Source organism: Rhodopseudomonas rhenobacensis (genome assembly GCF_014203125.1).
Classification (GTDB): Bacteria; Pseudomonadota; Alphaproteobacteria; order Rhizobiales; family Xanthobacteraceae; genus Rhodopseudomonas_A; species Rhodopseudomonas_A rhenobacensis.
The window spans coordinates 47,194-60,006 of sequence record NZ_JACHIH010000002.1 but is presented as its reverse complement, the minus strand read 5'-3'; the positions used below and the strand labels follow the sequence as shown (position 1 = coordinate 60,006).

The window sequence follows — 12,813 nt, the reverse complement described above, 5'->3', positions numbered from 1 at the left end:
AGACCCTTACTGGTAGATCGGGAAGCGATCGGTGAGCTCTTTGACGCGGGCCTTGACGGCGGCTTCGACCAACGGCGCGGTGCCCTCTTCGGACTGCGCGATGGCGTTCAGCACCTCGGCGATCATGCCGCCGACCTGCTGGAATTCGGCGACGCCGAAGCCGCGGGTGGTGGCCGCCGGGGTGCCGAGGCGAATGCCGGAGGTGACGAAGGGCTTCTCCGGATCGTAGGGAATGCCGTTCTTGTTGCAGGTGATGCCGGCGCGAACCAGCGCCTTCTCCGAGACGTTCCCCTTCAGCGCCTTCGGCCGCAGATCGACCAGCATCAGATGGTTGTCGGTGCCGCCGGAGACGATGTCGAAGCCGTGACCGCGCAGGGTTTCTGCAAGCGCCTTGGCATTTTCGACGACGTTCTTCGCGTAAACCTTGAAGTCAGGCTGGAGCGCTTCCTTGAACGCCACGGCCTTCGCGGCGATGACGTGCATCAAGGGGCCGCCCTGCAGCCCGGGGAAGATCGCCGAATTGAACTTCTTGGCCAGCGCCTCGTCATTGGTGAGGATCAGGCCGCCGCGCGGGCCGCGCAGCGATTTGTGCGTGGTGGTGGTGACGACATGGGCGTGCGGCACCGGCGAGGCGTGAACGCCACCGGCGACGAGCCCTGCGAAATGCGCCATGTCGACCATGAAATAGGCCCCGACGTGGTCTGCGATCTCGCGGAACCGCTTGAAGTCCCAGGCCCGCGAATAGGCCGAGCCGCCGGCGATGATCAGCTTCGGCTTGTTGGCCTCGGCGATCTTGGCGACCTCGTCCATGTCGATGATGCCGTCCTCGCGGCGCACGCCGTAGTGCACCGGCTTGAACCATTTGCCGGACATGTTGACGGCGGAGCCATGGGTGAGATGGCCGCCGGCGGCCAGATCAAGACCCATGAAGGTGTCGCCCGGCTGCAACAGCGCGAGGAAGACCGCCTGGTTCATCTGGCTGCCGGAGTTCGGCTGCACATTGGCAAAGCCGGCGCCGAACAGCTTCTTGGCGCGCTCGATCGCCAGGTTCTCGGCGACGTCGACGAATTCGCAGCCGCCGTAATAGCGGTGCCCGGGATAGCCCTCGGCGTATTTGTTGGTCATCACCGAGCCCTGGGCTTCCATCACCGCACGGCTGACGATGTTTTCCGAGGCGATCAATTCGACCTCGTGGCGCTGCCGGCCGAGTTCGCCGGCGATCGCGGCGGCGATCTCCGGATCGGCCTCGGCCATCGAGGCGGAAAAGAACGAGTCGGGGGCGGACCGGGTGGCGGTGGACTTGGTGGCGGTGGACTTGGCGGATGAGCTCATGGCGAAATGTCTCCACTGCCGCAATCCCTTAGCCAATGAGGCGGGACCAATGCGGGCGGCTGTCTAGGGCGGTCGGAAGCTGGCTGGGCCATATCATATCCGGCCGAAATGGCCAAGGTTTTGCGCCCGGGCTGCGTCATTTAAGCAAGATATGGTGGATACGCCAGTGGCGTGGGCGCTTCGGGAGCTGCTGTTGGCCGCTGAAGATGCGTGTGCTCTATTCGGCGGAAAGTCGCGTCGGGGGAATGCGATGTCCTATCATGTGTTCGTCTCGCATGGCTGGCACGACCGCTGGATCGCGCGCCAGATGGCAAGACTGATCGTCGAGAGGACCGAAGCGCAGGTCTTCATCGACATCTTCGACATCAAAAGCGGCGATCGGATCGAACAGCGTGTCCATGCCGGCCTGATCGGCTGCACGGAATTGGTGTCGCTGCTGACGCCCTGGTCGGTCGATCGAAACTGGGTGTGGAGCGAGATGGCCGGCGCGTGGGCGCTGCGAAAGCGCTACGTGGGAGTGATTTACGGCCTGTCGCTCGAACAGATCGAACGGGATCACGGCGGGTTGGCGATGCTCTCTCCCACCAATGTTATTGGCCTGAACGAGTTCGATACCTATATTAGCGAACTAGCCGAACGCGTGAAGGAGGCCGTGGATGTCTGAAGGCGACAAGCGGGTTTTCATCTCCTATGCGCGGGAAGATCGCATTTTCGCGCATCAGCTCGGTGAGCTGTTGAAGCAGCGCGGGATCTCGGTCGCAGGGGACCTCGACACCGCGTTCGGAAGCGACCTGAGCGCCGGGTTGCGCCGGCAGATCGAGGACGCCACCGCTTTGGTGTTACTGATCCCGTCGCAAACCACAGCAAACCGCAACAGCATCTGGTTCGAGGCCGGCGCCGCCAAGGCGCTCGGCAAACCGGTGCTTGCAGTTTTGCCACCGGGACGTGACGCTGGCTCCACCGAGCTGCCGACTGACCTTGCTGGCCTGCTGGTGCTGGACGCCGATCGTCGCTCGCTGGACAGCGTGGCCGATACTTTGGTCCATGCGGTCCCTGCAGAACAACGGCAGATCATTGCGGCGGATTGATCGGTGCTGTCGTAGTTGAGCGCGGTTGGCTGCTAGGCGGCAAATCCTTCCGCTCACGCCGACACCTTGCTACTCAAAGTCGCCGCGTCGACCCGCCCCAAATCTCACATCGCGATCTGGCTATGTCCGCATTCCTTGCAGGCGTATTTCACCCGGGTCTCGCCGCGCGGCGCGGAGATCTTGTTGGCGGCGCCGCACTTTCCACAGGTCGCCATGATCCGGGTGTCGCCCTGCTTGACCACGACGGCCTTGCGTTCCATCGCTTCGCGCATCAGCCGTTCGGCCTCCGCGCGCATTGCCGCCTTGTCCATGACTCACAACCCCTCACCGAATGCGGACGTCTTATCGCGCAAAGAGGTCGACGCCAAGATTTGGATTGGCTTCAGAGCTGCAAAATGGGTGGAATTCCCATGCAGCAGCAGGCGCTCATCGATCACGCGCATCTCGCCGTGTCAGCATGGCAGCTCACGGCTGCCTCGCCGCCGCGACAGCGCGAGGAAGGGTCGCCGCTCTGCGACCCCCCTGCCCTTACATGCCGGTGTAGCCGGCCTTCACCGAGACATTGCTGCCGTCCTGTTCGCGCAGATAGACCAGGCCGCAGACCGTCAGCCGGTCGACGTCGGTCTCGCCGCCCTCGACCAGGGTGCGGATGTAGTTTTCGACCCGCTGCTGCGCCGCCGCCGCGGCTTCGCGGTTGGTCAGCAGGCCGTAAGTTTGAAGAATGCGGTCGATCGCGGATTTCATGACGCTCCTGGGGTGGTCGCGCGCTGCGCGGCTTCGAATTTGGCGATCGCCCGGTTGGCGAGGCTGAGCTGGCGGGTATCGCCGCGCTCGAACAGCTTGACGATGGTCTCGAGCAGTTCGTCGTGGGTGGCTGCGTCATCAGGGATCACCCCGGTGCGACGCAGATAGACGGCGGCGATGTCGTAGGCTTTGCCGATCACGTCCACATTCATGATGTGCAGGCCGCGCTCAACCAGCATGGCTCGAACTCCAATGACTTCGCGAAAACAAGTTGCTGTGCGGCGGAAAGTTCCCGTCACCGGGAACTTTTTCCCGCGCAGGGTCGGGCCGGGCACCAAAAGCAAAACGGCCTCCCCGCGAAGAAGGCCGCTCGACGCCGACGCTGCTCGGCAACGCAACGCAAGTCAGGATGGCGCGTGGCCGCCTTGGTGGCAGGCCGGGTGGCTGGAGAACCCACCGGCGTTCCTTGGCGCCATCCTGGAAAGGCTTAAAGGCTCAAAGCCGATACAGGATCTGGTCGGTCCAGAACCGCTCCAGCCGATGCAGCGACTTGTTCAGCGTGGCGAACTCGTCGTTGGAGATGCCGCCGACCTGCTCCACCGTCTTGACGTGCTTCTGATACAGCGCGTCGACGATGTGGCGGATCTCCTGGCCCTGCGCGGTGAGCCGGATCCGCACCGAGCGGCGATCGACCCGCGAACGCTGATGATCGAGGAAGCCGAGCTCGACCAGCTTCTTCAGATTGTAGGAGACGTTGGAGCCGAGATAGTAGCCGCGGGTGCGCAGCTCGCCGGCGGTCAATTCCTTGTCGCCGATATTGTAGAGCAACAGCGCCTGCACCGAGTTGATATCGGAGCGACCGCGACGGTCGAACTCGTCCTTGATCACGTCGAGCAGGCGGCGATGCAGCCGTTCCACCAAGGTCAGCGCTTCGAGATAGAGTGGCTGGACCGGCGCAGCACCGGTCGCGGCCGAAGCGGTTTCCACCGCCGTGGCAACGGCTTTGATCATGACATACCCCTGTTGGCTTTTTTGTCGACTTTTTCGACGAAACTTTTGTCCCGCCTGATAGCCACAACTTAAGCCGGGCGTTTGAAGATCCGCTTAAATAAGACAATAAAGAGATCATGAATTTAAGACAGTGAATCGCGGATTAAGCCTGCAAATCAAGGGCTTTTTGCAACCTTTCCTTGACGTTTGAGGCCCTTCGTTCACGCTTCGTCTGCGGCGGTGTCGCATTCAAAGACAGCATCGCTCAAATTCGAAAGGTTCGCGTAACACAGATGACCACGCTGTTAGGGTGACCAGTTTCTTTACGGCGCAAAACAGTAAAACAAATTCGCCCGTCGCGGCGCGCGGCGGCTTTACCAAATGCGATGCGTCGAAATTGACGGATGCAGGACGGCATCGGGGCGATGCCTGGCGCGGCGGAAGCTGCCGCGCATTTGATTCAAATTGCGTCGGACAATCGTCGGCGCGATCCGCGGCGCGCTATGGCGGGCGTTCGCGCGCCGCCATCCAGGCCAGCGCCAGATAGGCCGACAGCAACAGCGCCTCGAGCCCGACCACCAGCAGGCTGCCGCCGTAGATCGCCGGAAACATCAGCTCGATCACCGCCATCGACACCACGGTGGTGAGCCACACCACGGCGCCCCACGGCGTCGCCAGCCACAGCCCGACCGCGGCGACCAGTTCGATCACCGCGAAATACACCGTCGCGGTCTGCCAGGCCATCGGCTGATATTCGAAGGCGTCGTCCTCGCCGCCGACGAAGCCGGTGACCTGCGCCCAATGATACAGTCCCTTGGCGACCGCCAGCACCGCCATCACCCGCAGGAACAGCACCAGCCGCCGCGTCCAGGCGTTGTCCTCGGTCGGCGGGCGCGCGTTGGAGATCGCCGCCAGCGACATCGCGTTGTCGCGGATCGCGTTGTCACGGTTGTGGTCGCGGCTGGACGTGTCAGACATGCCGATCGCTGCTCATGCGGGAAGGACCTCCGGGCGGTGAGTCATGCAGCCTCACCCCCGCAAAATCAATCGCAGTTGCGGCAAATCAAGAGCAAGATGACCATATAATGCCAAACTGTCAGACTATAGAGTCCGTCAAATCATCCCCAGGAGTGATGCTACAATGGCGATCAAATTTGGCCGTCCGATCGAGATGCGCGACACCCCGCGGCAACCGGCCGCCGCGGCCCCGATGCTCGATCTGGTCGTCCGACCGCGCCGCAACCGCAAGTCCGAATGGGCGCGGCGGCTGGTGCGCGAAAACGTGCTGACCACCGACGACCTGATCTGGCCGATGTTCGTGATCGACGGCGACAACAAGCGCGCGCCGGTCGGCTCGATGCCCGGCGTCGAGCGCTTGAGCGTCGACCAGGTGGTGCGCGCCGCCGAGCGCGCGATGAAGCTCGACATCCCCTGCATCGCCCTGTTCCCGTTCACCGAGCCGTCGCTGCGCGACGAGAACGGCACCGAAGCCACCAACGCCGACAATCTGGTGTGCAAGGCGGTGCGCGCCTTGAAGCAGGAATTCCCCGACCTCGGCGTATTGTGCGACGTGGCGCTCGATCCGTTCACCAGCCACGGCCATGACGGGCTGATTCGCGACGGCAAGATCCTCAACGACGAGACCGTCGAAGTGCTGGTGCAGCAGTCGCTGGTGCAGGCGCAGGCCGGCTGCGACATCATCGCGCCGTCCGACATGATGGACGGCCGAATCGGCGCGATCCGCCAGGCGCTGGACGCCAACGGCTTCCTCGACGTGCAGATCATGGCTTACGCGGCGAAATACGCCTCGGCGTTCTACGGCCCGTTCCGCGACGCGATCGGCTCGGCCAAGGCTCTGACCGGCGACAAGCGCACCTATCAGATGGACAGCGCCAACACCGACGAGGCGCTGCGCGAGGTCGAGCTCGATCTCGCCGAAGGCGCCGATATGGTGATGGTGAAGCCCGGCATGCCCTATCTCGACATCGTGCGCCGGGTGAAGGAGACCTTCGCGGTGCCGACCTTCGCCTATCAGGTGTCCGGCGAATACGCGATGATCGCCGCCGCCGCCGCCAACGGCTGGATCGACGGCGAGCGGGCGATGATGGAAAGCCTGCTCGGCTTCAAGCGCGCCGGCGCCGACGGCGTGCTGACCTATTTCGCCCCCGCCGCAGCCGAGAAGCTGAAGAAGCACGGCTGAGCCGGTCTTCACTTCGTCGCGCGGCCGCTCCCGGCCGCGCGAGGACGGGCGGCCCGACAGGCGGCGCGACGCGAGGTGAGCGCGCCGCTGGCCCGCCGCAAGGCGGTGGGTCAGTGAGTCGCGGCGTATGGACGGCACCAGCGCCGGGCACGCGTAGTTGCGCGCGAGCACTTGTAACCGCGGTTGCGCGTCTCCATGTCCTGCGACGTCATCCGGGCGTTTCGGTCCGGCAGGGAGCACCTTGCGATGTCTGACAATGGCGGAAGCGACAATGGCGGAAGCGACAATTCGGCCTGGCGCGGCGGCCCCGATCCGCGCGAGCCGGCGTTCGATCCCTGGCTGCAGCCGGAGCTGTTTCGCGGCGTGCTGACACGCCGGGTGTTCGCCTTCCTGATCGACCTGGTGCTGCTGGCGATCCCGATCGTCCTGGGCGTGGTGTTCATCAGCGTGTTCGGCGTGGTCACGCTGGGGCTCGGCTGGGCGCTGTTCTGGCTGGTGTCGCCGGCCTCGGTGATCTGGGCGCTGGTGTATTACGGCGCCACTCTGGGCGGCCCCTCCTCGGCGACCGTCGGGATGCGGATGATGGATCTGCAGATGCGCACCTGGTACGGCGAGCCGAGCTATTTCGTGATGGGCGCGGTGCACGCCATCCTGTTCTGGGTCTCGATCACCATGCTGTCGCCGTTCGTGCTGCTGGTCGGGCTGTTCAACGGCCGCCGCCGTCTGTTGCACGACATCGTGCTCGGAACCGTGATCATCAACAGCGCGGCGCTCGGCCGGGACGCCCAGCCGCTGCGATCGTTCTAAGTGCAAGTGAACCGCATTGACCATCCGGCCGGACGGCGCGATGCTGCTGCTGCGACGCAACCGGAGTGACCCGTAACCGTGCTGTCCCGCTGCCAATGGAGGTTGACCGCAATCCGTGACTCAGCACTCGCGTGACACCCCGCAGTTCTACCTGACGGCGCCGTCGCCCTGCCCCTATCTGCCGGGCCGGCACGAACGCAAGGTGTTCACCCATCTGGTCGGCAGCAAAGCCGGCGAGCTGAACGACCTGTTGACCCATGGCGGCTTCCGCCGCAGCCAATCGATCGCCTACCGGCCGGCCTGCGACCAGTGCCGCGCCTGCGTCTCGGTGCGGGTGGTGGCCAACGAATTCCGCCCCTCGCGCAACCAGCGCAAGATCCTCGCCCGCAACGCCGACGTGATCGGCGAACTGCGCAGCGCGGTGCCGACCTCCGAGCAGTATTCGGTGTTCCGCGCCTATCTCGACCGCCGGCATCGCCACGGCGGCATGGCCGACATGACCGTGCTGGACTACGCCATGATGGTCGAGGACAGCCACGTCAAAACAAGGATCATCGAGTATCGCCGCCGCGGCCCCGACAGCGGCATCACCGGCCGCGGCGAGGATCTGCTGGCGGTGGCGTTGACCGACATCCTCAATGACGGGCTGTCGATGGTGTATTCGTTCTTCGAGCCCGGCGAGGACAGCCGCTCGCTCGGCACCTTCATGATCCTCGACCACATCGCCCGCGCCCGCAGGCTCAGCCTGCCCTACGTCTATCTCGGCTATTGGATCGAAGGCTCCAAGAAGATGGACTACAAGGGCCGCTATCTGCCGCAGCAGCGCCTCGCGCCTTCGGGCTGGGTCCGGATCGATGCCTCGGGCGAAAGCGCGGTCGAGCCGCAGGATTAGCCGCCAGATCGATGATCTCGTTAACCTGACAGTCATCGCGGTACCACTAGACCACTCTTACCACTAGACCACCCTGTATCGTCCTCACATCTGGAGCACACCATGTTTCGCAGCGTCATCGCCGCCGTTATCTTGTTGCTCCCCTCGGTCGCCCTGGCCGACAGCAAATCGTCCGCCGCCTGCGCCGCGCAGCTCACGCCGGAGGCCAAGCTGATCTACAACACCGCGGCCCCGTCGATCCGGCCCGACACCGTGATCAAGGATACGCTCCCCGGAATCGTGCGGCCGATGGTGATTTCCGGCAAAGTGGTCCGCGCGACCGCGCAGGACAGCGGCAGGGCCGCCGGGCTTTGCTTGAAGCAATTGCAGTAGGCCCGTCAGCTCGCGATAAAATCGAACACCAGCTTGGCGTTGAGCGCGATGATGATCACCGCGATCAGCGCCGCTGCGGCGGTGAGCCAGCGCGGGGCGACGAATTCCCCCATCTTGGCGCGGCTGGCGGTGAACATCACCAGCGGCACCACGGCGAACGGCAACTGCAGGCTGAGCACCACTTGGCTGAGGATCAGCAATTGCCCGGTGGCCTTCTCGCCGGCCCAGATCGTGACGCCGACCGCCGGCACGATGGCGATCATCCGCGTCACCATGCGGCGCAGCCACGGCGCGATCTTGAGCTGGATGAAGCCTTCCATCACCACCTGGCCGGCCAGCGTCGCGGTGATGGTGGAGTTGAGCCCGCAGCACAATAGCGCGATGCCGAACAGCGTCGGCGCCAGCGCCGAGCCGAGCAGCGGCGCCAGAAAGGCGTGGGCCTGATCGAGTTCGGCGACATCGGTCTTGCCGACGTGATGGAAGGTCGCCGCGGCGAGAATCAGGATCGAGGCGTTGATGGTCAGCGCCAGGCACAGCGCCAGCGTGGAATCGATGGTCGCGAGCTTGATTGCCTCGCGCTTTTCCGGAACGCTGTCGCCATAGCCGCGGGTCTGCACCAGGCCGGAATGCAGATAGAGATTGTGCGGCATCACCGTGGCGCCGAGGATGCCGAGCGCAAGATACAGCATGCCCGGATTGGTCAGGATCTGCGTGGTCGGCGCGAAACCGCGGATCACCGCGCCCCAGTCCGGATCGGCCATTGCGATCTGCACCGCAAAGCACGCCGCGATCACGCCGAGCAGCGCCACCACGAAGGCTTCGATCCAGCGGAAGCCGAACGCCTGCAGCGCCAGGATCAGGAACACGTCGGCGGCGGTGATGATGACGCCGATCTCGAGCGGAATCCCGAACAGCAGATTGAGCCCGATCGCGGTGCCGATCACTTCGGCCAGATCGGTGGCGGTGATGGCGATTTCCGCCGAGATCCACAGCGGCCACGAGGCCCAGCGCGGATAGGCGTCGCGGCAGGCCTGCGCCAGATCGCGCCCCGCGCCGACGCCGAGTCGCGCGCATAATGACTGCAGAACGATCGCCATGATGTTGGAGATCAGCGCCACCGCGAGCAGCGCGTAGCCGAATTTCGAACCGCCGGCGAGCGAGGTCGCCCAATTGCCGGGGTCCATGTAGCCGACCGCGACCAGATAGCCCGGGCCGAGGAACGCCACCAGCTTGCGCCAGAATGAGCCGCTCTTGGCGACCCTGATCGAGCCGAACATGTCGGCCAGCGACGGCTCGCCGCGCTCGCCGCGCCAGCTGCCCGGCACCACGGGAATTGCGGCCGGCGTGGCGGCCTGTTCATGAGTTAACAGCGGGGTTTTAGCATCCATTTCGAGAGCCTGACTCGGAACGGGCGTTAATGCAACTGATTTGCATGTGCAAGTGGCCAGATTCCCATCATTTTTCTTCGGAACTTAGAAAGGTTCCAAGAACAACGCAGAATCGGGAACCCGGTTCCATGCTGCCATGCGGGATCGTGCAAAGTCACGCTCGGAGGGGATCGGTGGTGGCGCGAGAGCGACAGCTCGAGCGAACCCGGAATCTCGCAACAGGCATCGAGACGCGGGAAAGTCCGACTTCCCATCGAGCGATTTTTCGCGCAGAACCGCGCCATGAGCGAACACAACGGCCCGCCCGCCACCTTGCAACAGCGCCTGCGCTGGCTGATGACGCCGCCGCAAGCCTATCTGGCCTATGCGCTGGCCGTGCTGCTGATCGGCGGGCTGTCGTTCTATGCCGGCTCGCTGAAGCCGAACAAAAAGAGCCTGGTGCCGCCGCCCGCGGCGCAGCACTCGGCGCCGCCGCAGAACTAAAGCATCTTCGGTTGGGGTTGCATCATCCAACCCAAATGCAGTCGTCATTCCGGATTGCGAGTTCGTCAGAACGAGCAAGTCCGGAATCCATTCTCCCTGCAGGGGTTATGGATTCCGGGCTCACTCGCAGCTGTCGCTGCTCGCGCCCCGGAATGACAGCTAGGGAATCTGGAAGCGCGTCGATCTCACGCGAAAGACCGCCGCGCGTTTGCGCTGCTATTCGATGCCGCGGCCGAACTTGTTGGACTTCGGGAATCCCTTCGGCGGCATCCGGCCGGCGTCGGCGCGGTTGCCGCGCCATTCCGCCAATTCCTTGATCGACGCGGTGAACTCGCGGCCGGCGGAATCCCGCCAGGAGAAGCCGTCCTTGGCGGTGAAGGTGGCGATGTCGGACAATCCGCCGTCCTTGTATTTCTGCAGCCGCACGCCGCGGCCGCGCGCCATTTCCGGCACCTGGTCGAGCCCAAAGATCAGCAGTTTGCGGTTCTCGCCGATCACCGCCACGGTGTCTCCGGAGACGGTGCAGACCGCCCTCGCCTCGTTCGGCATCTCGACGTTGAGGATCTGCTTGCCCTTGCGGGTGTTGCCGACGCAATCGTCCTCGCCGACGATAAAGCCCTGGCCGTCATGGCTGGCCACCAGGAATTTGCGGCCGCCAGTGTGGACGAACAGCGCCACGATCGCGGCGTCCTGATCGAGGTCGATGAACATCCGGATCGGCTCGCCATGGCCGCGGCCGCCGGGCAGTTTGGCGACGTCGAGCGAATAGAACCGGCCGTTGGTGGCGAACAGCAGCAGCTTCGAGGTGGTCTCGGCGAAGAACGCCTTGTCGAGCTTGTCGTCGGTCTTGAAGGTCAGCCCCGACAGATCGGCGACGTGGCCCTTCAGCGTGCGCACCCAGCCCTTGTCAGAGATCACCACGGTGACCGGCTCGCGCTCGACGAAGGCCTCCTCGATCGCGGCGAGATCGTGCTCCGGCGCATCGGCAAACTGCGTGCGGCGCTTGCCGAGCGCGGTCTTCGGCCCGAACATCTCGCGCACCTTGCGGACCTGCTCGGCGACCTTGGCCCACTGCTCGGGCTCGGATTTCAGGATCGCGTTGATGTCCTTCAGCTCGGCGCGCAGGTTCTTGTCCTCGGTGCGGATCTCGAATTCCTCGAGCTTGCGCAAACTGCGCAGCCGCATGTTGAGGATCGCCTCGGCCTGGATGTCGGTGAGGTTGAACGCCTTCATCAACACCGGCTTCGGCTCGTCCTCGGTGCGGATGATCTTGATCACCTTGTCGATGTTCAAGTACGCGATCAGGTAGCCGCCGAGCACTTCCAACCGATGCTCGATCTGCGCCTTGCGGTAGTTGGAGCGGCGCAGCAGCACGTCGCGCAGATGGTCGAGCCATTCGCGCAAGCATTCGGCGAGGCCGAGCACTTTCGGGATGCGGCCCTTCACCAGCACGTTGAGATTCAGCGGGATCTTGCTTTCCAGCTCGCTCAGCCGGAACAGCGATTCCATCAGCAGCTCGGGATCGACGGTGCGCGACTTCGGCTCGATCACGACGCGGACGTCTTCGGCGGATTCATCGCGGACGTCGCCGACCAGCGGCAGCTTCTTTTCGTTCAACAGTTCGGCGATCTTCTCGATCAGCCGCGATTTCTGCACCAGCCAGGGAATCTCGGTGATCACCACCACCCAGGTGCCCCGCGCGCCGTCTTCCTGATGCCATTTGGCGCGGGTGCGGAACGAGCCGCGCCCGGTGGCGTAGGCTTCGGCGATGCTCTCGCGCGAGTCGATAATGACTCCGCCGGTCGGGAAATCCGGCCCCTTGACCCACTTCAACAGCGCCTTCGACTTGGCGTCCGGCTTCTCGATCAGATGCAGCGCGGCGTCGCAGAGCTCCGCGGCATTGTGCGGCGGGATCGCGGTGGCCATGCCGACCGCGATGCCCTGCGCGCCGTTGGCGAGCAGGTTGGGAAAGCCGCCCGGCAGCACGATCGGCTCTTTCGACTGGCCGTCGTAATTGGCGCGGAACGCGACGCCGTCCTCGTCGATGCCGTCCAGCAGCAGCCGGGCGACGTCGGTCATGCGGGCTTCGGTGTAACGATAGGCGGCCGGATTATCGCCGTCGATATTGCCGAAATTGCCCTGGCCGTCGACCAAGGGATAGCGCGAGGAGAAATCCTGCGCCAGACGCACCAAGGCGTCGTAGATCGACTGGTCGCCGTGCGGATGGAACGAGCCCATCACGTCGCCGACGATCTTGGCGGATTTCTTGAACGGCGTGCCGGGGTCGAGCCGCAACAGCCGCATGCCGTAGAGGATGCGCCGATGCACCGGCTTCAGCCCGTCGCGGGCATCCGGCAGCGCGCGGTGCATGATGGTCGACAGCGCATAGGCGAGGTAGCGCTCTTCCAGCGCCTCGCGCAGCTGGACGTCGTGAATCTCCGCAGGCTCAGGCGGAATCAGTCGTTTTCCCATGCCGGGGGATTACCCTCTGGCGCCGACTTCGACAACAAACGAATC

15 protein-coding genes are annotated in these 12,813 nt (G+C 64.3%); 7 read left to right on the top strand and 8 right to left on the bottom strand.

Annotated features, from left to right (window positions below):
* Positions 1 to 6 precede the first annotated feature (6 nt).
* The gene (gene glyA / locus HNR60_RS02170; protein ID WP_283810609.1) at positions 7 to 1,332 is read right to left on the bottom strand and encodes a serine hydroxymethyltransferase; all 1,326 of its coding nucleotides are present in this window, start codon (positions 1,330 to 1,332) and stop codon (positions 7 to 9) included.
* A 193-nt stretch (positions 1,333 to 1,525) separates the two neighbouring features.
* On the opposite strand from glyA, the gene HNR60_RS02165 reads away from it, so the two are divergent.
* Together HNR60_RS02165 and HNR60_RS02160 are read left to right on the top strand one after the other, a co-directional pair.
* Positions 1,526 to 1,996 (top strand): toll/interleukin-1 receptor domain-containing protein, encoded by a 471-nt coding sequence (locus HNR60_RS02165; RefSeq protein ID WP_246432781.1) that lies wholly within the window; start codon positions 1,526 to 1,528, stop codon positions 1,994 to 1,996.
* The gene (locus HNR60_RS02160; protein ID WP_184253818.1) at positions 1,989 to 2,420 is read left to right on the top strand and encodes a toll/interleukin-1 receptor domain-containing protein; all 432 of its coding nucleotides are present in this window, start codon (positions 1,989 to 1,991) and stop codon (positions 2,418 to 2,420) included. The genes HNR60_RS02165 and HNR60_RS02160 overlap by 8 nt, the downstream gene beginning before the upstream one ends.
* A gap of 104 nt (positions 2,421 to 2,524) precedes the next feature.
* Here the strand turns inward: HNR60_RS02160 and HNR60_RS02155 are convergent, their stop codons facing one another.
* From HNR60_RS02155 to HNR60_RS02135, 5 genes are all read right to left on the bottom strand, one after another.
* Positions 2,525 to 2,731: a hypothetical protein gene (locus tag HNR60_RS02155; RefSeq protein ID WP_184253816.1), complete on the bottom strand. Its 207-nt coding sequence runs from the start codon at positions 2,729 to 2,731 to the stop codon at positions 2,525 to 2,527.
* A gap of 217 nt (positions 2,732 to 2,948) precedes the next feature.
* The gene (locus tag HNR60_RS02150) at positions 2,949 to 3,164 is read right to left on the bottom strand and encodes a hypothetical protein (RefSeq protein ID WP_184253814.1); all 216 of its coding nucleotides are present in this window, start codon (positions 3,162 to 3,164) and stop codon (positions 2,949 to 2,951) included.
* Positions 3,161 to 3,403: a hypothetical protein gene (locus HNR60_RS02145; protein WP_184253812.1), complete on the bottom strand. Its 243-nt coding sequence runs from the start codon at positions 3,401 to 3,403 to the stop codon at positions 3,161 to 3,163. Before HNR60_RS02145 ends, HNR60_RS02150 begins: the two co-directional genes overlap by 4 nt.
* 256 nt (positions 3,404 to 3,659) lie before the next feature.
* A complete protein-coding gene (ldtR, locus tag HNR60_RS02140; protein WP_184253810.1) occupies positions 3,660 to 4,175 on the bottom strand; it encodes a transcriptional regulator LdtR in 516 nt (171 codons plus the stop codon).
* 480 nt (positions 4,176 to 4,655) lie between these two features.
* Positions 4,656 to 5,132, bottom strand: a complete 477-nt coding sequence (locus HNR60_RS02135) for a DUF6163 family protein (protein WP_184253808.1) — start codon at positions 5,130 to 5,132, stop codon at positions 4,656 to 4,658.
* A 163-nt stretch (positions 5,133 to 5,295) separates the two neighbouring features.
* Between HNR60_RS02135 and hemB the strand changes: the two genes are divergently transcribed.
* The 4 genes from hemB (at position 5,296) to HNR60_RS02115 (ending at position 8,425) form a co-directional block, all read left to right on the top strand.
* Positions 5,296 to 6,354, top strand: a complete 1,059-nt coding sequence (hemB, locus tag HNR60_RS02130) for a porphobilinogen synthase (RefSeq protein ID WP_184253806.1) — start codon at positions 5,296 to 5,298, stop codon at positions 6,352 to 6,354.
* A gap of 246 nt (positions 6,355 to 6,600) precedes the next feature.
* Positions 6,601 to 7,161, top strand: a complete 561-nt coding sequence (locus HNR60_RS02125) for an RDD family protein (RefSeq protein WP_184253804.1) — start codon at positions 6,601 to 6,603, stop codon at positions 7,159 to 7,161.
* 115 nt (positions 7,162 to 7,276) lie between these two features.
* Positions 7,277 to 8,053, top strand: coding sequence for an arginyltransferase (locus tag HNR60_RS02120; RefSeq protein ID WP_184253802.1), 777 nt, complete (start codon positions 7,277 to 7,279; stop codon positions 8,051 to 8,053).
* A 102-nt stretch (positions 8,054 to 8,155) separates the two neighbouring features.
* Positions 8,156 to 8,425, top strand: coding sequence for a hypothetical protein (locus HNR60_RS02115; RefSeq protein WP_184253800.1), 270 nt, complete (start codon positions 8,156 to 8,158; stop codon positions 8,423 to 8,425).
* Positions 8,426 to 8,430: 5 nt separating this feature from the next.
* Here the strand turns inward: HNR60_RS02115 and HNR60_RS02110 are convergent, their stop codons facing one another.
* On the bottom strand, positions 8,431 to 9,813 hold the full coding sequence (locus tag HNR60_RS02110) for an Nramp family divalent metal transporter (RefSeq protein ID WP_184253798.1): 1,383 nt from the start codon (positions 9,811 to 9,813) through the stop codon (positions 8,431 to 8,433).
* A gap of 282 nt (positions 9,814 to 10,095) precedes the next feature.
* On the opposite strand from HNR60_RS02110, the gene HNR60_RS02105 reads away from it, so the two are divergent.
* A complete protein-coding gene (locus HNR60_RS02105) occupies positions 10,096 to 10,296 on the top strand; it encodes a hypothetical protein (protein ID WP_184253796.1) in 201 nt (66 codons plus the stop codon).
* A gap of 216 nt (positions 10,297 to 10,512) precedes the next feature.
* Here the strand turns inward: HNR60_RS02105 and parC are convergent, their stop codons facing one another.
* Complete coding sequence (gene parC, locus HNR60_RS02100) at positions 10,513 to 12,768, bottom strand: DNA topoisomerase IV subunit A (RefSeq protein WP_184253794.1); 2,256 nt, start codon at positions 12,766 to 12,768, stop codon at positions 10,513 to 10,515.
* Positions 12,769 to 12,813: the final 45 nt, after the last annotated feature.

Bases quoted from the DNA above. Each gene is read 5' to 3' on its own strand.
- glyA (WP_283810609.1), bottom strand. From the start codon at position 1,332: ATGAGCTCATCCGCCAAGTCCACCGCCACCAAGTCCACCGCCACCCGG.
- HNR60_RS02160 (WP_184253818.1), top strand. From the start codon at position 1,989: ATGTCTGAAGGCGACAAGCGGGTTTTCATCTCCTATGCGCGGGAAGAT.
- HNR60_RS02155 (WP_184253816.1), bottom strand. From the start codon at position 2,731: ATGGACAAGGCGGCAATGCGCGCGGAGGCCGAACGGCTGATGCGCGAA.
- HNR60_RS02150 (WP_184253814.1), bottom strand. From the start codon at position 3,164: ATGAAATCCGCGATCGACCGCATTCTTCAAACTTACGGCCTGCTGACC.
- HNR60_RS02145 (WP_184253812.1), bottom strand. From the start codon at position 3,403: ATGCTGGTTGAGCGCGGCCTGCACATCATGAATGTGGACGTGATCGGC.
- ldtR (WP_184253810.1), bottom strand. From the start codon at position 4,175: ATGATCAAAGCCGTTGCCACGGCGGTGGAAACCGCTTCGGCCGCGACC.
- HNR60_RS02135 (WP_184253808.1), bottom strand. From the start codon at position 5,132: ATGTCTGACACGTCCAGCCGCGACCACAACCGTGACAACGCGATCCGC.
- hemB (WP_184253806.1), top strand. From the start codon at position 5,296: ATGGCGATCAAATTTGGCCGTCCGATCGAGATGCGCGACACCCCGCGG.
- HNR60_RS02125 (WP_184253804.1), top strand. From the start codon at position 6,601: ATGTCTGACAATGGCGGAAGCGACAATGGCGGAAGCGACAATTCGGCC.
- HNR60_RS02115 (WP_184253800.1), top strand. From the start codon at position 8,156: ATGTTTCGCAGCGTCATCGCCGCCGTTATCTTGTTGCTCCCCTCGGTC.
- HNR60_RS02110 (WP_184253798.1), bottom strand. From the start codon at position 9,813: ATGGATGCTAAAACCCCGCTGTTAACTCATGAACAGGCCGCCACGCCG.
- HNR60_RS02105 (WP_184253796.1), top strand. From the start codon at position 10,096: ATGAGCGAACACAACGGCCCGCCCGCCACCTTGCAACAGCGCCTGCGC.
- parC (WP_184253794.1), bottom strand. From the start codon at position 12,768: ATGGGAAAACGACTGATTCCGCCTGAGCCTGCGGAGATTCACGACGTC.